General features: G+C 60.7%; 13 protein-coding genes and 1 tRNA gene. 6 read left to right on the top strand and 8 right to left on the bottom strand.

Annotation, left to right across the window (positions count from 1 at the left end; genetic code table 11):
* The first annotated feature begins 41 nt into the window (after window positions 1-41).
* A complete protein-coding gene (locus tag Q6L55_02490; protein ID MEN9257588.1) occupies window positions 42-1,178 on the top strand; it encodes a SpoIID/LytB domain-containing protein in 1,137 nt (378 codons plus the stop codon).
* Here Q6L55_02490 and mutS read toward each other — a convergent pair.
* From mutS to Q6L55_02475, 3 genes are read right to left on the bottom strand one after another with little or no spacing between them, the layout of a single operon-like run.
* Window positions 1,162-3,714 carry a DNA mismatch repair protein MutS gene (mutS, locus tag Q6L55_02485; GenBank protein ID MEN9257587.1) on the bottom strand — a complete coding sequence of 851 codons (2,553 nt, stop codon included), beginning with the start codon at window positions 3,712-3,714 and terminating at the stop codon, window positions 1,162-1,164. The two genes, Q6L55_02490 and mutS, sit on opposite strands and share 17 nt — an antisense overlap.
* A 15-nt stretch (window positions 3,715-3,729) precedes the next feature.
* On the bottom strand, window positions 3,730-5,097 hold the full coding sequence (mnmE, locus tag Q6L55_02480; protein MEN9257586.1) for a tRNA uridine-5-carboxymethylaminomethyl(34) synthesis GTPase MnmE: 1,368 nt from the start codon (window positions 5,095-5,097) through the stop codon (window positions 3,730-3,732).
* Window positions 5,097-7,673 carry a TIGR03960 family B12-binding radical SAM protein gene (locus tag Q6L55_02475; protein ID MEN9257585.1) on the bottom strand — a complete coding sequence of 859 codons (2,577 nt, stop codon included), beginning with the start codon at window positions 7,671-7,673 and terminating at the stop codon, window positions 5,097-5,099. The genes mnmE and Q6L55_02475 overlap by 1 nt, the downstream gene beginning before the upstream one ends.
* 81 nt (window positions 7,674-7,754) lie before the next feature.
* Here Q6L55_02475 and Q6L55_02470 point away from each other — a divergent pair, with 81 nt between their 5' ends.
* From Q6L55_02470 to Q6L55_02460, 3 genes are all read left to right on the top strand, one after another.
* On the top strand, window positions 7,755-8,072 hold the full coding sequence (locus Q6L55_02470) for a hypothetical protein (protein MEN9257584.1): 318 nt from the start codon (window positions 7,755-7,757) through the stop codon (window positions 8,070-8,072).
* Complete coding sequence (gene purN / locus Q6L55_02465) at window positions 8,053-8,664, top strand: phosphoribosylglycinamide formyltransferase (protein ID MEN9257583.1); 612 nt, start codon at window positions 8,053-8,055, stop codon at window positions 8,662-8,664. Before Q6L55_02470 ends, purN begins: the two co-directional genes overlap by 20 nt.
* Before the next feature lie 251 nt (window positions 8,665-8,915).
* Window positions 8,916-9,002 (top strand) — tRNA-Phe (locus tag Q6L55_02460).
* Here Q6L55_02460 and Q6L55_02455 read toward each other — a convergent pair.
* Genes Q6L55_02455 through Q6L55_02435 form a run of 5 tightly spaced genes read right to left on the bottom strand, consistent with a single transcriptional unit; the run spans window position 8,967 to window position 15,101 of the window.
* A complete protein-coding gene (locus tag Q6L55_02455) occupies window positions 8,967-9,848 on the bottom strand; it encodes a hypothetical protein (GenBank protein MEN9257582.1) in 882 nt (293 codons plus the stop codon). The genes Q6L55_02460 and Q6L55_02455 overlap by 36 nt on opposite strands.
* Window positions 9,845-10,429 (bottom strand): RdgB/HAM1 family non-canonical purine NTP pyrophosphatase, encoded by a 585-nt coding sequence (gene rdgB / locus Q6L55_02450; GenBank protein MEN9257581.1) that lies wholly within the window; start codon window positions 10,427-10,429, stop codon window positions 9,845-9,847. Before rdgB ends, Q6L55_02455 begins: the two co-directional genes overlap by 4 nt.
* Window positions 10,404-10,802 (bottom strand): single-stranded DNA-binding protein, encoded by a 399-nt coding sequence (locus Q6L55_02445; GenBank protein MEN9257580.1) that lies wholly within the window; start codon window positions 10,800-10,802, stop codon window positions 10,404-10,406. The genes rdgB and Q6L55_02445 overlap by 26 nt, the downstream gene beginning before the upstream one ends.
* Window positions 10,803-10,830: 28 nt before the next feature.
* The gene (locus Q6L55_02440) at window positions 10,831-11,757 is read right to left on the bottom strand and encodes an NAD-dependent epimerase/dehydratase family protein (protein ID MEN9257579.1); all 927 of its coding nucleotides are present in this window, start codon (window positions 11,755-11,757) and stop codon (window positions 10,831-10,833) included.
* Window positions 11,757-15,101: a tubulin-like doman-containing protein gene (locus Q6L55_02435; protein MEN9257578.1), complete on the bottom strand. Its 3,345-nt coding sequence runs from the start codon at window positions 15,099-15,101 to the stop codon at window positions 11,757-11,759. The genes Q6L55_02440 and Q6L55_02435 overlap by 1 nt, the downstream gene beginning before the upstream one ends.
* A gap of 104 nt (window positions 15,102-15,205) precedes the next feature.
* On the opposite strand from Q6L55_02435, the gene Q6L55_02430 reads away from it, so the two are divergent.
* Together Q6L55_02430 and Q6L55_02425 are read left to right on the top strand one after the other, a co-directional pair.
* A complete protein-coding gene (locus Q6L55_02430) occupies window positions 15,206-16,228 on the top strand; it encodes a pentapeptide repeat-containing protein (GenBank protein MEN9257577.1) in 1,023 nt (340 codons plus the stop codon).
* The gene (locus Q6L55_02425; protein ID MEN9257576.1) at window positions 16,207-18,324 is read left to right on the top strand and encodes a hypothetical protein; all 2,118 of its coding nucleotides are present in this window, start codon (window positions 16,207-16,209) and stop codon (window positions 18,322-18,324) included. The genes Q6L55_02430 and Q6L55_02425 overlap by 22 nt, the downstream gene beginning before the upstream one ends.

The raw sequence follows: 18,324 nt of genomic DNA, 5'->3' as shown, positions 1-18,324 counted from the left end.
GTGTCTTGTTATACTTTTGGGCAGTTTGTTGGGAGGTCAGTATGGGCTGGCACTGGTGGCGGGCAACGGTCATCGCCGGTGTGATTACCCTGGGCACGGTGACGGTCGCCTGGGCTACCGAGGTCCGGGTGGCCATCCAGCAAAATGCTCGGGCCATCCGGGTGGGGGTTTCCGGTGCGGCGGTGGTCACGGATGGGGCAGGACGGCCGCTGGGACCTTTGCCACCCATGCTGGGTTTCAGTGCCCAACTCCAGGGGGGACAGGTCCGGCTGCATACCTACCAGGGACGGGTGTTGTGGGTGCGCCCTACTGATGGTGGTTTTGTCTATATCAGCGATGACTGGTATCGGGGTCGCCTGCGCTTGGTGGCCCGCGCCGATGGTCTGCTGGCGGTTAACCACGTGCCCCTAGAGGAGTACCTCTACAGCGTGGTGGGGTCGGAAATGTACCCTGACTGGCCCCTGGAAGCCCTCAAGGCCCAGGCAGTAGCTGCGCGCAGTTTTGTCCTGTACCGCATGCGCCGTCCCGCTGACCCGGATTTTGACGTGGGCCGCACGGTCACCTGGCAAGCCTACAAGGGCTACAGCCGCGAATCCGACCGCACCCGGGAAGCGGTGTTGGCAACGGCCGGTCAAGTGCTTACTTATCGGGGGCAAATCATTGAAGCGGTCTATCACGCAGCGTCGGGGGGTCACACGGAAAACGTAGAAGACATCTGGTCGTCGCCCCGGCCTTACCTGCGGGGGGTGCCTGACTTTGACCAGGAATCCCCTGTATACAGCTGGCAGAAGACCTTTACCCCGGCAGAGCTGAGCCGGTTGATTCCCGGCGTTGGCCAGGTGACGGGTTTCACCACCGAGCGCACCACGCCGCGCGGTCGCGTACTCCAGGTGCGGGTGACGGGTACCCAAGGCAGTCGCGTTTTCACAGGTGCAGAACTCCGCCAGTTACTGGACCTGCGCAGCACCTTGTTTACGGTGACACCCACCCCCAGCGATCTTGCCAGCGCTGATTTACTCAACTCTACACCGGGCGGTTTTACGTTTCAGGGGCGGGGCTTTGGACATGGTCTGGGCATGAGCCAGTGGGGCGCCTACAGCCTGGCCCAGCGGGGCTACACCTACCAGCAAATCCTCCAGTACTACTACCAGGGCACAGAAATCAGTCGGCGACGTTAGGGGCAAACAAGGGCAATTCCCCCTGCACCGGCTCATCCCCCAAGGTGATCTGGGAGTGTTTCTCCAGGCGGTGCATGATCTCCCGGGCACGGTTGATCACTAAAGGGGGCAACCCCGCCAGCCGAGCCGCTTCGATGCCGTAGGAACGGTCTGCTCCCCCCGGTCGCACCTGGTGCAAAAACACAATCTGGTCGGCCAGCTCCTGCACCACCACCTGGTAATTCGCCACGTTTTTCAACGTGTTGGCCAACTGATTGAGTTCGTGGTAGTGGGTGGCAAAAATCGCCCGGCAACGCACATAGGCAGCCAAGTATTCCGCCACCGACCAGGCAATGGCCAGGCCATCAAAGGTGGCTGTCCCCCGCCCGATTTCGTCCAATAACACCAGGGAGCGGTCCGTGGCGTGGTGCAAGATGTTGGCCGTTTCGCACATCTCCACCATAAAGGTGGACTGTCCGGTGGCCAGGTCATCCACCGCCCCCACCCGGGTAAAAATCCGGTCGCAGATGCTGACTTTCGCTGCCGCTGCCGGGACAAAACTGCCGATTTGCGCCAGGAGCTGAATCAGGCCCACCTGCCGCAGATAACAACTTTTGCCGCTGGCGTTGGGACCCGTGAGAATCATCAAATCCGTGCCGGTGCCCAGTTCCGTGTCGTTGGGGACAAAACAACCGGCGGGCAACAACTGCTCGACGACCGGATGGCGTCCCTGCCGAATGACCAACTCCCGACCCGTGACCACCACCGGTCGCTGGTAGTTGTGCATCACCGCCACCTCCGCCAGCCCCGCCAGCACATCCAGTTGGGCCATTTTTTGGGCCAGGGGACGAATCAGATGCTGATGGAGGGACGCCGCCTGCCGCAATTGCACAAACAACTCGTACTCCCGCTGCTGGATTTCTCCTTGCAGGTTGAGAATGCGAATCTCTCGTTCCTTGAGTTCCGGGGTGATGTAGCGCTCCTCGTTGGTGAGCGTTTGCTTGCGGATGTAGTCCGGGGGTGCCTGTTCACTTTTGGCCCGCGTGATGCTGATGTAATAACCAAAGGTTTTACTGTAGCCCACTTTCAGGGTCGGGATGCCGGTGCGTTGTTTTTCCGTCACCTCCAGTTGGGCGATCCAGTTTTGGTCATCCGCCAGAGTTTGCCGCAGTTGGTCCAGTTCCGGGTCCACCCCTTCGCGGATCAGGCCCCCTTCCGTCAGGGTCACCGGGGGCGAGTCCACCAGGGCGGTGCGGATGCGCTCTCCCAGGGCCTCCAACTCCGGCGGCACCACCTGCAACTCCCGCAGATACTGGGACTGACCGTCGGCGAGCACCTGGGCCAGGCGACCGGCCGCCAACAGGGAATCCGCCAGGGCCAGCAAATCCCGGGCGTTGGCCGTTCCCGCCTGCACCCGCCCCAGCAACCGCTCCAAGTCATACACCTGTTTAAGATGCTCCCGCACCTGTTGGCGCAACAACCCCTTGTGGACCAGCTCCTCCACCGCATCCAGACGCGCGTTGATGGCCGAGACCTCTAGCAGGGGTTGCAGCAGCCAGCGCCGCAGCAGACGCGCCCCCATCCCCGTCACCGTGCGGTCAATGGCCCATAGCAGGGACCCCGGAAACGACCCTTCCCGCACCGTCTGGGTTAATTCCAAATTCCGGCGGGTTTGTTGGTCCAATTGCATGAACTCGCTCAGGGAATAGGTGGTAGGCAACTGCAGCCCCGTGTGGTAATGGCCCTGGTGTTGCGCCAAATAGGCCAGCAACCCCCCTGTCGCCCGCACTGCCAAGGGCCAATGCTCGCACCCTAGCCCCTCCAGGGATTTTAGCCCGTAGGTATCCAGGACCTGTTGCCGCGCCTGGGCCAGGTGAAAATAGCGGGCCGGTTGCAGGGTGTAGGTCAAGTGGGTGGGCAGTCCCGCCGGAATTTTGCCCTCTGATTCTCCGGGGCGCCACAGGCCGACCGCCTCCGGGACTTCCGTGGGCATCACAACTTCTGCCGGTTGCAGGCGCAGCAACTCCTGGGTGAGCGTCTCCAGCCCCTGGCCTTGGGTGACCCGAAACTCCCCAGTGGACACATCCCCATGGGCCAGCCCCCACTGGTCCCCTTGCAACACCAGGGCCGCCAAAAAATTGTTTTCCCTGGCCGGCAGGAGCGCCTCCTCCAGCAGCGTTCCCGGCGTAAAGACCCGCGTCACCTCCCGGCGCACCATGCGACGCTCCCGCTCGGCAATGGCCGCATCCTCCGTCTGGTCGCAAATGGCCACCGCGTACCCCTTTTTGAGCAACTGGCTGGCATAGCGCTCCAGGGCGTGGTGGGGGATACCGGCCATAGGCACCTTGCCGATTTCCTTGCCCCCGTACTTGCTGGTCAGATACAGTTCCAACTCCCGGGCTACCGTAATGGCGTCCTGGAAAAACGACTCGTAAAAATCCCCCACCCGATACAGCAGGAGTGCGTGCTGGTATTGGTCCTTCACCTGGCAGTAGTGGCGCAGCATATCCACCAACTGCTCCCGGTCAATTTGGCGATAGTCGCTGTTGGCCAGCATCCCCCCACCTCCGGCCTACTTGCCAATACAAAACTTACTAAAGATTTGGTCCAGCATGCTTTCGGTGAGTTCTTCCCCCGTGATGCTCCCCAGGGCCTGGATGGCCGAGCGCAAATCAATCGTCCAAAAATCCAGTGGTAGGGACTGGGCCATGGTAGCCTGCATCTGTTGCAGCGCCTGTTGGGCCTGGATCAGGGCTGCCTGCTGGCGCTGGTTAATGGTGTAGGTGAGATTGGTCTGCTGTACCTTGCCCTGGAAAACGTACTCCAGCAAAACCGTTTCCAATTGCTCCAATCCCTGGCGCTGCAGGGCCGAAAGATACACCACCGGTTGGGCATCGGCCGGCAGGGGGGGCGGCGTCGAAACCACATCCATCTTGTTCACCACCACGATCACCCGCCGACCCTGCACCTCTTTATAAAGCGCCTGGTCTGCCTCAGTCCAGCCCTCGACGGCGCTGATCACCAATAAAACGACATCCGCCTGGTGCATCGCCTGGCGGGAGCGGTGAATGCCGATTTGTTCCACCGGGTCCTGGGTGTGGCGAATCCCCGCCGTGTCCAGGATTTCCACGGGTATCCCCTGCACCACCAGGTAGGCGTCCACCACATCCCGCGTCGTCCCCGGCAAATCCGTGACAATGGCCCGGTCGGTCTGGCTCCAGGCATTCAGCAGGCTGGATTTACCCACGTTGGGCCGCCCCACAATCGCCACCTTGATCCCCCGGCGCAACCACTGCCCCGCTTCCGCCGTCGCCAACAGCCGTTCGATGTCCTGCAACACCGCCGCCACTCGCGCTTGCAGGGCCGGCACATCCAACGGCGGCAAATCCTCATCGAAATCTAGGCGGGCCTCCAGTTCCGCCAGGATGTCTATGCATTCTTGGCGCAGGCGGCGAATGTCTTGCCCTAATTTCCCCTGCAAACTCCCCAGGGCCATTTCCGCCGCCAGGGACGACTTAGCCCCAACCAAATCAGCGATGGCCTCCGCCTGGGTCAGGTCAATCCGACCGTTGAGCACCGCCCGCAGCGTAAATTCCCCGGGTCGGGCCAAGCGCGCCCCCTGCTGCAAACACAACTGCAACACCCGCTGCACCGTCACGATGCCCCCGTGGCAGTGAAACTCCACCACATCCTCGCGGGTGTAGGAACGGGGGGCCAGCATAAGCAACAGCAGGGCCTCGTCCACTACCTGTCCCTCTGGCGTGCGCACATAGCCGTAAAGAATCCGGTGACTCTCCCAGACCTGCTTCCCCGGCACCTGGAACAGTCGGCGGGCAATGGGGACGCTCGCTTGCCCCGACAGACGCACAATGGCAATACTCCCCTGCTCCGGCGTTACAGCCGTGGCAATCGCCGCAATCGTATCCCCCAACCCCAGCATTAACCGCTACGCAAAATCACCCGCTCCCGGTGAACGCGGGCCAAGGTCATCGCCGACGACCCCACCTTCTGGAACATAAACAGCACCTGCTCCGGTTGCAGGGATTGACCATCCGGGGACAAAGCCCCCCGATAGAACACCTCCGCCTGCTGGGCGCTGGCTGTCAACACCTCCAGCCGGTTAAGCATCGCCCGCAGATTCAACCGCTTGGGCTGACCGTTTTTCCGCTGCCCCTCCCACCACATCGCCTCGGCATCCAGGATGGCCTGTACCCACCCCTGCCAATCCGCCTCGGCCTCCGGGTCATCCAGCGCCAAAGTCAACCGGTACTCCGCCGCCGCCAGCAATTGGGTCGCCGCCGGGGCATGGACTGGCACCTCCGCCACCTCGTACAGGGGAATTTCCGGGGGCAACTGGGCCCGCAACGCCTGTACAAACACCTGGGGGTCGCACACCTGGTGCAGCTCAAAATCCATGATTTCCCCCGTGCTGGTCACCCCCAACGCCAAGGCCGTCGCCGGCACAATGCGGGGGCTGGGATGGAACCCCTCCGTAAAGGCAATGGGTAGATGCGCCCGCCGGACCGCCCGGTCAAACAGGCGCAGCACATCCAGGTGACCCAGCAGGGCCATTTCCCCCAACTTGCCAAAACGCACCCGCAGGCGCTGCACCCGCTTGGTGGGAATCTGCAGGGCGATTTTCTCCGTCGGCACAGGGGGCGGGGGCACCACGACGTTATGGCCCATGTCCACCCCACACACCCCGCAGTGGGAACAGCCATCAAAGGAGCAATCCGGCACCGTTGCCGCCGCCAGCGCCCGTTCCAAATCCTCCACCAGCCACTTCTTATCAATCCCCGTATCAATGTGGTCCCAGGGCAGGGGCTGCTTCAGCAAATAGTCCTTATCCACCTTGGCAAACCACTGCCCCTGCTCAATGGTGCGGTACTTCCAGCTCAGGCCCGCCTCGTGAATAGCCCGTTCCCAAGCCCCATAGGCCCGGTCCAGGGATTCCCACCAGGCATCCATCCCCGCCCCCAGTTCCCAAGCCCGGCGGATCACCTTCCCCAACGAGCGGTCTCCCCGCCCCAGAAAATCCTCCATCGCCGAGATGCGCACATCCGTGAAGTTCGCCTTGAGCGCCCGCACCCCCTTAAACGCCTCCCGGAGCAGCTCCTGCTTGCGGATAAACTCCGCCGTCGCCACCGAATGCCACTGAAACGGCGTGTGGGGCTTGGGCGTGAAATTAGAAATCGTGACATTAAACCCAATCGGCCTGCGACCTAGGCCTCGGCATTCCCGCTGCAACCACTTTAGGGTCTCGGCGATGCCCAGAACATCCCCATCCGTTTCCCCCGGCAGCCCAATCATGAAATACAACTTGACCCGGTCCCAGCCCAGCTCCCAGGCCGTTTTCACCCCCCGCAGCAGCTCCTCGTTCGTCAGCCCCTTGTTAATCACATCCCGCAGCCGCTGGGTGCCCGCCTCCGGGGCAAAGGTCAAGCCACTTTTGCGCGTTCCCCCCACAATCTCCGCAATATGTTCATCAAACCGGTCCACCCGCTGGCTAGGCAGGGACAAACTCACCGGCTGGTCCGCCAAACGCCGTTTAATCTCCAACCCCACCGCCGGCAGCGACAGATAATCCGAGCAGCTCAGCGACAACAGGGAAAACTCATTAAACCCCGTCGCCCGCATCCCCTGCTCAATCGTGCGCACCACCGTTTCCGGGTCCACATCCCGGGCCGGGCGCGTCAACATCCCCGGCTGGCAGAACCGGCATCCCCGCGTACAACCCCGACGAATCTCCACCGTCAGTCGGTCGTGGACCGTTTCCACGTAGGGTACCAGGCCAATCCCATAGGCCGGCATCGGAGTCGCCACCCGCCGTAGAATCCGGGCCGGTACATCATCGCGCCGGGGCACCACCGCTCCATCCGGCTGGGGCGCATAAAACTCCGGCACATACACCCCCGGAATCTGGGCCAAATCCAGCAGTAGCGCCTCCCGCGACAGGCCCGCCGCCTTCCCCTCCTGGAGCACCAGCCCGATTTCCGGCAACAGTTCCTCCCCGTCCCCGATGGCAAAAAAGTCAAAGAAATCAGCGTAGGGTTCCGGGTTACCGGTGGCTGTCGGTCCCCCTGCAAAAATTAAGGGGTAACGTCCTTCCCGGCGCTCAGCCGCCGTCAGGGGAATCCCCGCCAAATCCAACATCTCCAAGATATTGGTGGCCCCCAGTTCATAGCTCAAACTAAAGCCGATGATGTCGAAATCCCCCAGGGGGCGACGGGATTCTACGGCAAACAGGGGCGTTTGGGTGGATCGCAGCTTGGCCGCCAGGTCTGGTGCCGGTAAATAGGCCCGGTCACACAGGTGTCCCGGCTGGGCATTGATGATGTTGTAGAGAATGATATGGCCGAGATTGGACGCCCCTACCTCGTAGAGTTCGGGATAGCTCAGCACCCAACGCACCTGCGCCTGGTCCCAGGGCTTGTGCACCGCCCCAAACTCCCGCCCCAGATAGCGCGCCGGTTTACTAATGCCAGAATTCAGCAGGGCTTCCACTGCAACAGCCATGGAATGTGTGCGTTCTCTAGGAGACAAGCTTGCGTAGAATGAAGAAGCGGAAGGTATTTTTCACGTTAGCACAGTCCGGGCATGGTGGATGTGGAAGAGCTAGACCGGCGCCTGCAACGTCTCGCCGAAAGTCGGCAGCAATCCTGGCAAGCGGTGCGAGAGACTCAACAGCGGGTGCGGGCGGGCATTGCTCATTTTGAGCAAAACGTCCCCCCCTGGGTGAAGCCCAAACCCCCGGCGCCCAGCTCGCCCCCAACCCTGGCGGACCAGGTCAACACCTGGCTCGACCGCATTCCCACCCCCCTTTGGAACCGTCTGCCCTATGTGATTGGGGCCCTATTGGGCTTGCTGGTGGCCGACTGGTTGGGAGCGCTGATCGATGCTGTGCGTTCCCCCTGACTGGCCCGACTATCGGGGCGAACCCCTGCGGCTAGGGGTCTTGGCTTCGGGTAAAGGCAGCAACTTCACCGCCATTATCCAGGCGATTGCGGCCGGAAAACTGCCAGCTCTCGTTACCGGTGTGGTGTACAACAATCCCGATGCCCCGGTGCGGGAGCGGGCCAAAGCCGCCGGCGTCCCCTGTCAGCTCATCAACCATCGAGACTACCCCGACCGGGAGAGTTTTGATGCCGCCGTGGTCCGCACCTTACAAACCTGGGGCAGCGAGTGGGTGATCATGGCCGGTTGGCTGCGCCGGGCCACCCAGGTCCTGCTGGAACCCTTTGGGTCACGGATTCTGAATATCCACCCCAGTTTGTTACCGGCCTTTCCGGGTCTCAATGCGGTGGAGCAGGCCCTACAGGCGGGGGTCAAAATTACTGGCTGCACCGTCCACCGGGTGATTTTGGAGGTTGACCAGGGGCCGATTATTGCCCAGGCCGCCGTGCCCGTCTTGCCAGGGGATACCGTAACCACCCTGCATGCCCGCATCCAGGAGCAGGAACACCGTCTGTATCCCCCGGCCATTTTGTGGGCCGCCGTCCAGGAATAAATGTGCTATGCTTATTAGCTGCCTGGGGGCGTGGCGGAATGGTAGACGCTACGGACTTAAGTCATTGGGCCTTACGGGAGAAATCCCGTAAGTGAATGCTCTCAAATTCAGGGGAACCTACGTCTGTCCTTGTGGCAGATAGGGCAATCCTGAGCCAAGCCGAACACGCATCGTTCGGAAGGTGCAGAGACTCGACGGGAGCTACCCGAGCGAAGGGTCCTTCGTGGGTAAAGGGAGAGTCCAATTCTCCAGGGGCGCAGGCCCTCCGGCGAAAGCCGGCGGAGAATGAAAATCCGTTGACCCTAAAGGTCGTGAGGGTTCAAGTCCCTCCGCCCCCATACCCCACCGACTAAGGCTGCGCTGATTTCGGCCAGGACACTGACCAAGCGATAGCTAACAGCGGCAGCCAATACCGTGACTGTGGGAATGATGCCTTCTAGGCTGACGGTTAAGGTCGCCTCAAACACCCCCAGACCGCCGGGCGCCAGGGGCACGATAAACCCTAGCAACCAAGCCAGTCCGAAGGCCCCGGCCAGCACCGGCCATTGTGACCAGGGCACCGGCGTCCAGGACCCCAGCACACACCCGAACCCCAATCCCCGTAGTCCCAGAAACACCAAATGACCCAGCAAAAGAAACAAGGGATAGCGGCGCAGGGGGGGCAAAGGTCCGCTGAAGGCCTTTCGGCGTCCCAAGAAGTGAAGCAACCGGTTCACCCACCAGGGATGGATCCCCAGCAACACCGCCGCCAGGGCCAAAGCCGGTCCGGGTCCCCGGGGCCAGCGATACACCCCCACCAGCAAAGCCGCCGCTGCCAACAGGAGCGCCTCCAGGGCAATACTCACCAGCACCACGCCCGTAGGAATTTGTTGCGCTTGGGCCGCCCGTACCCGCCCGTAGAAATGCCACACATTCCCCGGCACGTACTTAGCCAGATTCGTTTGCACGTACAACGGCACCGCCCAGCGACTCGGCACCGGATAGCCCAAAAATCCCAAACTTTGGCCCCAGAGCCATCCCGCCCACAGGTGCGCCCCCGTTGTCACCAACCCAGCGGCCAGCCACCACCCCAACCAGCCCGGCTGCCAGGACAACTGCTGCACCTCTTGCCAGGACTGCCAGAGCTTACGCCCCAGAAACCCCAGTACCAGCGCCCAGCCTACCCCGCGCCCAAGTCTTTTCACCGCAACGCCTGCAATTGGGGTAGCAACGCCCGCAGCGCCCGTCCCCGGTGACTCACCTGCCGCTTTTGCTCCGGCGTCATCTGGGCAAAGGTCAACCCCAACGCCGGCACATAAAAGATGGGGTCATAGCCAAAGCCCCCCGTCCCCCGAGGCGCCGTCAGAATTTCCCCCTCACAGACCCCGGTCGCCTCCGCCACGATTTCCCCTTGGGGATTGGCCACCGCCACCACACAGACAAACCGCGCCGAGCGCTCCGGTTCATCCCCCAACTCCAGCAGCAGCCGTTGAATGCGTTCGGTATCTGTGCGGCCATAGCGGGACGAAAACACCCCCGGCGCCCCATCCAGACTCGTCACCTCTAGCCCCGAATCATCCGCCAGCGCCCAGCACTGCAAGGCCCGGGCCGCCTGGACCGCCTTCATCCGGGCATTTTCCGCAAAGGTGGTCCCCGTCTCCTCCAGCAGCAAATCCGCCGGCGGAATCAGGCAATTCCACCCCGGCAGGCCAGCCCGAATCTCCCGCACCTTACCGGGGTTAGTCGTGGCCAGCACCAGCTCAAAAGGGGATGGCGCATTCATCATCCGGTTCCAGCGTTGCCGGTATCTCCGGTGCCAGTGGCGCAGCCGGTGTCTCCGCCGTAATCGCCGCCCCCACCTGAATAGGGAAAATCCGGGAAGCCGTCAATTCCGCGCGGGTCGTGCGCATTCCCCCCGGCAAATCCGCCTTAATCATGCCCAGCCGCCCCTCAATAATAATGTGGTCCCCCACTTTAAATTGCTTGGCCGTTTGTTCCGCCAGATTACCCCAAGCCACCACCCGCAATCGGCCACAGGGGTCCTCCGGTCGCAAGCCCGGAAACTCCACCAGCATATCCGTCACCGCCAATTGGGTATCCGGCGTGTAACGCAGTTGCGGCTCCCGAATGATCTCCGCCTGCAAGATACAGACATTCATCGCCTGCCTTCCTTAGCCCCCCTCCCCTTTACTGTAGCACCTGGCGATACCAGTCGAGCGTGGCCTGCAACCCCTGAGCCAAAGGCGTTTGGGGCGTCCACCCCAGCAACCGACAAGCCAGACCCCCATCCAGGGCACTGCGGCTCACCTCCCCTACCCGCGCCGGCAGAAACCGGGGCGTCACCTTGGTGCCCACCAACTGCTGAATCAGGCCATAGAGTTCCAACACCGACGTTTCCCGGCCCGTGCCCACGTTGAGTATCAGGGGTTCCCGATAACCCAGCACCCGCAAATTCAACTCCGCCACATCCTGCACATAGACAAAATCCCGGGTTTGCTCCCCTGAGCCGTAAATCACCGGCGTTTGCCCCGTCAACAGCGCCTGGATAAAAGCCGCGATCACCCCTGCTTCCCCTTTGCGTCCCTGGCGGGGGCCATACACATTGGCATAGCGCAAAGCCACATAGGACAACCCATAGGTTTGGTAATAGACCTGCAAATAATACTCCACCGTCACCTTAGCGATGCCATAGGGCGACAGGGGTTGCAAAGGGTGGGTTTCCGGCGCCGGAATCTGCTGCAAATTCCCATAGCAGGCCCCCCCCGACGACGCAAAGATAAACTGCTGCACCCCCCCCTGCCGGGCCGCCTCCAGCAGATGCAGCGAACCCAAGATATTGGTTTGGGCATCCGCTACCGGTTGGTCCAGCGAAAACCGCACATCAATCTGGGCAGCGTGGTGGTTAATCACCTGGGGCTGCCATTCCCGGACGATCCGCGCAACCGCAGCCGCATCCCGCACATCAGCCTGATAGACCCGACTGTGGGGATGGACATAGGCTGGGTCGCCCGTGCTGAAATCATCCAAGATAGCGACCTCGTGTCCCGCCTGCCAATACACCTCCTGCACCGCCGAGCCAATAAACCCCGCCCCCCCAGTCAGCAAAATGCGCATCAACCCAGGCCCAACTCGTCGCGGATATTGGCCTCGATAATGGCCACCTGGGCATCCGTCAGCCCCAACTCCTCCTGCAACTCCAGCAGCTGGGCGCGTTCATCCAAGCCAATTTCCCCATCGTTATCGAGAAACGCCCGGAACATCAACCCGTACTCATAGGCCGCCAATTCCGGATCATTTTTTTTGGGCTGGTAACGGGCAATGATCTCCTGGGCCTTCTCCTTGCTCACCCCGTACTTCTGCCGCAACTTATCGAGAATGGCCAGCTCTTTGTCCGACGGCGTTTTCCCCCCCTTGAAACAAGCCTCCACCAACTTGGTGAACTTTTCTATGTCGCTATCGACCACCCCTGCGGGGACTGCCGCCGGCGCTGACGGTTGAGCCACCTTGGGTGGGGGGGTCGTCCCCGGCTCAAACAAGCGGTAAGTCCGTACGCAATTGCTGATGGCCTCCTCCGCGCGCTGGTAGGTCGGATGGTCGCGGCCCGCCGGTAGGGTTCGCTCTAGCGTCTGCAAATAGCCCATCAACTGCTCGTACAGGGCGCGCTTGGCCTCCTTCGTCGTCGCCTGCTTGAGAATTTTTTGGATGCCGTCGTTGAGCAACTCCCTGGCTTTACGGTTTTGGTCCGCCAACAAATACTGCTCCGCCTCTTCCCAGGTGCTCCCCAAGGTCAAACTGCGGGCCAACCCCGTTGCACTGTCCTGGTAATGCAGCTTGATTTCCGGGTAACCCGTCAGCTTGTTTTCCGCCTCGGTGAGCAGCTCAAACACCCGCCCCAGGATGATGTTTTCCCGCACCTGGATTTCTTCACTCGACGCCGGCATGATGTCGGCAAACTGCTGGCGGTTGTGGTGGGTGTGCAACGGGTTGCGGTCATTTTGGAGCACCGTGCGATAAATCGTCCGCATCCGCTCCATCCCCTCAATCAACCGCAGGGGAAACGCCCCGATCTCCCGCACGAAATAGATGTGGTGGGGGTCGTTATAGGGGCGAATGTCCTTATCAGTTAGCGTGGTGGCTTTGCGCAGCAAGGGCAGGAGAGCCGCCACTGCTGGATCGGTGGGTTTATTACCCCCTTGAATCCCCACCAGGGTCTGGCGTTTTTCCAGGCGGTCATCCCAACCCAAGCGCGCCTGCTCCTGACTGAACCGCAAGAAAGCCTCGCTTTTTTCAAACGTGCTTTTGAGTTGCGCCTCCTGCTGCTCGACGGTGGGATATTGGGCAATGAATTTTTCCGCCACTGAAACCTTGAGCTGCTCGCTGTTGCTGAATTCATCAATCGCCCGGTTGATGATACGTTGGTACAAATCCTGTAGCCGCAGGTGCTCAAAGGTGTGCAGGTCAAACAGGCGACAGCCCATGCCACCCCAAATGTCCTGGCTCATGCCCTGAAACACACTCTCGCCCCGGTTGGCCAAAGTTTTGCTGTAAATCTGGTCAATGTCCTTGGGGTCGTAGAGCAAAATGCCGTTGACTGTGAGTGTCCCCGTCTCCCGCGTATAGACCTGCTCCCGTTCCGCCAACTGCCGCCGCAACTGCTCCAGGTTTCTATCAAAGTTATTCAGGTCGTTGAGCAGGCGTTGGGTTTCCTCCCGCAGGGCATCCAGCAAGGGAATCGCCAGCGCCCGGGCTTTGACTTCCACCTTGGCAACATAAATGGACTCCAGCGCCTGCATGATGGCGTTGAAATCATCGTCAATCACCTTTTTTTTGTTCACCAACAGCATCTGCCGGGCGTGGTTGTCAATCTGTTTGAGCAAAATTTGCAGCGCTTGACTAGCGGAGCGTTCCCGGGGCAGCCACTCCTTTTGCCGAGATTGGTCAAAGGTGGTGCGAAACTCCAGCCACACCTCCAGCAACACTTCCAAAAACTGGCGCGTCCATTTGGGTCCCCGGAAGCGGTCCTCCACCATTTGCGCCACCGTTTCCCGCAGTTCCCGGGTCTTTTGGGGAATCAGCCGATTCAGGTTATCCCACATCTTTTGGAAATAATCGCTCCAGCGCCGCGGGTCGCTATCGGCATCGTTAAAATGCACCCGGTATTTTTCCTCCTCAACCGAAACAAACCGCCGGAGATTTTCAAACGGAATATTAAGGTCATTGCGGCGCTTGCGCAGGCTGGCCACCCAATCGGCCACTTCTTTGCTGTAGGGTTTCATGTTATCGCCCACGCTGAGGCTGTCAAGTAATTGGTGGTTGTTTTCCGACTCCGCCAGGCCCAGATGGGGCAGGATTTCGGTTTTGATCACATCCCGCATGGCTGTAGGAGCGGGCGTGGGATTGGCCCACCAGTCCACCAGGGCTACTGCTAACCGGGAGGCACAGGCATTCAGCACCCGCTGCACCGGAAATTGAATGCTAGACAGACCGAAGGTGATATAGCTTTGGGGAAAGCCCAAGGGGTCCGGGCTGGCCCAGTGCTTACGAATGTTGTCCCGCACCAGTTTCTTGTACTGGCTAAAGCCCGAGGAAAAGTCCAGGAAAATGTTTTGGGCCACCATCTCCAAAACCGCCTCCAGGGTCGGCAGGGTTACCTTGTCGTTGCTGTTGCCCACCAGGTAGCAGAAGCTAAAGGGGGTGTCCTGGGCGTTTTGGCTGCTGATGCGGTCGGCCATGTTGTTGCTGTATTGGGTTTCAAAACGGGTGTGGGGACGGGAGTAGTGGTCCAGCTCCATCAAGGCGGCGTAGGCATTGGCAATCACCCGGTCTCCCAGGCCGGAAAAGGCCCCCGGCAGCACCAAAAAGGCACAGGTTTGGGGCAGGTCCGAAGGGGGCACCCAATCCCGCACGTTATAGGCCATATCCAGCACCATCCCCGAACCCGTGCCGCCGCTTAAAGAACAGACGATGAAGATGTTAATGCCCTTGTCCAGTTGCACCCCCCAGCGGTCCAGCATGAATTTTTCGTGGCCCAGGATGCGGGCGCGGGCATGGGCAAAAGCATTCTTGATGGTTTGGTAGTTGACGGTGAAGGCAAATTTCCCCAACGCCCGGATTTGGCCTGCCCCTGCCAGAATCGCGTCCGTGCCCGCCAGCTCAGGGGGAAACCATTCCATGAGGTAGTCGTAGTCAGCAATGCGATTGAGGATGGCTTTGGCGTTGTCCACCTTGGCCCAAACTTGCTCGACCGGACGCAGGGAAATGTCCTGCTTGAGCACCACCTGGGGTTCGGAAACCTTGGCGTTTTGTTCCGTATCAATGTGCAGGAAGGACACGATGGGGAGGGCGTCGAGGCTGCCGTAGGTCTCCACAATCATCCGCCGGATTTTCATGAGCACTTCTTTGCCCGTACCCCCCAACCCGACCACAATGGTGGGAGTCATGCCTTGGTACTCGGCCATAGTTGATTTCCCCATGGATGCCGTTGGCTGTATTGTAGGCAATTTCTGCGGTTTTGTCCCTCCTGCCGACCGATACAATGGGGAAGAAGACAGCGGGCGACACGATGGAGCGGGGTTGGTTAATCGGGGAATTGAGCAGTCAAGCCGGTGTGTCCCCCCAAACCATTCGGTTTTATGAGCGGGAAGGTTTGCTGGCTCCCCCGGAGCGCAACAAAAGCGGCTATCGGCTCTATCCGCCGGAGTCCCTGGCACAACTGCTCTTTATCCAACACTGCAAGCAGTTCGGCTTGACCCTGGAGGACATCAAACAACTGGTGCAATTGCAGGCCCGGGGGATTAACCCCTACGGCAGTTTTCGGCGGCTGGTCCAGGAACGTTTGGAGCTTTTGACCCAACAGATGCAGCAGCTCCAGGCGACCCACCAGGCCATTAGCCAGCGCTTGGAGTGGTTAACCGGACGCTTGCCGGAGACGGATGCCCCCATGGATGGTCGCCGGACCCTCGAGCAATGGCTAGCGGAAGCGGCCCATCCCACCCATCTGCCCAGTTTGCCCACCGCGGCCACCCCCAACCGGGACCAGCTCCTACAGCGCTACTGGGCCGGGGAACGGAACTTCCAGGGATGGGACCTGGTGCAGGTGAACCTGGCCCGGGTGAATCTCAGCGGGGTGGATTTCAGTCGCGCCCAACTGATGCTGGCCAATTTGGCCGAAGTCGTTTTAGAAGACAGCCGCTTGATCGGGGCAAACTTGACGGGTGCTGACGCCATCGGAGGCTATTTCCGCCGCAGTCAACTCATCGGCGCGGTGATGATCGGCACGGATTTGAGCGAGCCGGATTTGCAGGAGGCCAACCTGGTGGGCGCTAATCTGGGGGGAGCCAATCTGACAGCGGCTAATTTACAACAGGCCAATTTGAGCGAAGTTCTACTCATCGGCGCCAACCTGCGGGAGGCCAATTTAACGGGGGCGTTGCTGTGGGGCGCGAATCTCAGTGGAGCCGATTTGACCGATGCCCACTTGGACCCGGCTAGCCTAGCAACGGCCAACCTGTGGGGCGCTACCCTACCGAATGGACAACTCTATGCGCCAACCCTGGAAAACCGATGGACCCCCAACCCTGGCTAGACCAACAGGACTATGCCGGACTGCTGGCCGCAGCGGAGCGGGTGTTAGCCCAGGAAGCGACGGACATCACCGCCTGGGGCTATGGGGGGTTGGCCTGTTTACTGCAGGATGACCCGGAGGCCGCCCAGACCTGGTGGTTGCGCGCCTTGACCGACCTTTCAGCGCCGGCATTAGAAGCCCTAGCCCAATGGTTAGAAACCCAAGCGCCACCCTATCAGGACAGCCAACCGGCGGTGAGTGTTGAGCTGTACCAAGCCGCTTGGGAAGTCGCCCCGACGCCGGAACGCCTGTGTCGTTGGATTGAAGCCGCCGCCACCCAGGAGCAATTGACCACCGCAGCCCTGGAAACCCTGCTCCAAACCCTGCAAACGACCCAGGAGTTTCCCCCCCAACGGTTACGCCAAACCCTAATGACAGTGCTCACCCAGGTGGAATACAACCCCCTGGTGGAGCAGTTGGTGTTGGCCTGTCGCTCCCATTTACCGGCCCAGACCTACGCCCAAACCCTGTTAGCCGCCAGTCATCGCCTGCAGTGGCCAAATGCGCTACCGGTGCGGGAAAAACTGCTGAACTTGGCGCTAGAGGTGGACCCAGACAACATCGAGCTTTTGGGGGTCTTGGCCAATCTGTATGGGGAAATCCACCAACACGACCAGGCCCTTGATCTATGTAACCGGCAGATGGCCGCTGCCCAAAACCATTCCCCGGTGGCCCAAGCCTACGCCCTGTACTGCCGGTTGCGGGAGTTGCTCAATGCCGGCGGCAGCGCCTGGTCAGAAGTACTTGCTCAAACCCCATCCTATGTCCGCTTGCTACAGGAGATAGCCGACCCCCAGACGGACTTCCGACCGGCGTTCCAATTGCTGGGGGCTAACCTGTTTCACATCCCCTTTTTGCTGCCCTATTTGCGCGATGAGCCAGCCCAAGACCGCCCCCTGATCAACCGCATTACGTCCCGAGTCGGTCGCGGGTTTCGGCGGCTGACGCCCCTCATCAAGGCTGCACCGTCCCGGTTGCGGGTAGGTTTTTTATCGTTCACCCTCCGCCGCCATTCGGTAGGCTGGTTGGCCCGCTCGTTTTTCCGGCACTACGACCGGGAGCAGTTCGAGTTTTTCCTGTACTACATTGGCCAGCCGCCCGATGAGTTGGGGCACTCCTGGTTTGTACAGCAATGTGATCACTACGTCTATCACGACCACCCCAGGCAGTTGGCAGAACAAATCGCCCGCGACGGCATCCACATTTTGGTGGATATGGACAGTTTGACCTTGAGTAGCGGCTGTGTGGTCCTGGCCCAAAAGCCGGCGCCGATTCAAGTCACCTGGTTGGGCTGGGACGCCAGCGGCTTAGATACCATTGACTACTTCCTTGCCGACCCCTGGGTGTTGCCAGCGGACGCCCAAGACTATTACCAAGAAACCATCTGGCGTTTACCGGAGACCTATATCGCCGTGGATGGGTTTGAAATTGACGTGCCGACCTGGCGCCGGGAGGATTTGGGGATCGCCCCGGATGCGGTGATTTTTTACACGGCCCAGAGCGGCTATAAACGCCATCCCGCCACCGTGGACCTCCAGTTACAAGTGCTGCGGGAAGTACCCAATAGTTACCTGTGCGTGAAATACATCTACGACAGCGCAGGCTTAAAGCACCAGTTTGTGACCCAAGCCCAGGCCCTCGGGGTTGACCCCGGACGGTTGCGCTTTTTGCCCCCCGTGGATAGCGAATATGTGCATCGGGCCAATTTGCAAACCCTGGCGGATGTGGTGCTGGATACCTACCCCTATAACGGCGCCACCACCACCCTGGAAGCCCTGTGGCTCGGGGTACCCCTGGTGACCCGCGTGGGCCAACAATTTGCCGCCCGCCATAGCTACGCTTTCCTCACCCAGTGCGGTATCAGCGAGGGCATTGCCCACACGCCGGAGGAATACATAGCCTGGGGGGTGCGCCTGGGGACCGATGCCGACCTGCGCCGAGACATCCGCCAGCGCCTGTTGGAGAGCCGCCATACCTCCCCCCTGTGGAACGGTAAACGTTTTGCCCAGCAGTTGGGAGAAGCCTTTCAGCAAATGTGGCGGCGGTATAGGGGTTGA

It is taken from the genome of Gloeomargarita sp. SRBZ-1_bins_9 (assembly GCA_039794565.1).
Taxonomy (GTDB): Bacteria; Cyanobacteriota; Cyanobacteriia; order Gloeomargaritales; family Gloeomargaritaceae; genus Gloeomargarita.
Note: the sequence above shows the minus strand (reverse complement) of the source record. Positions and strands in the feature narration are given on the sequence as shown.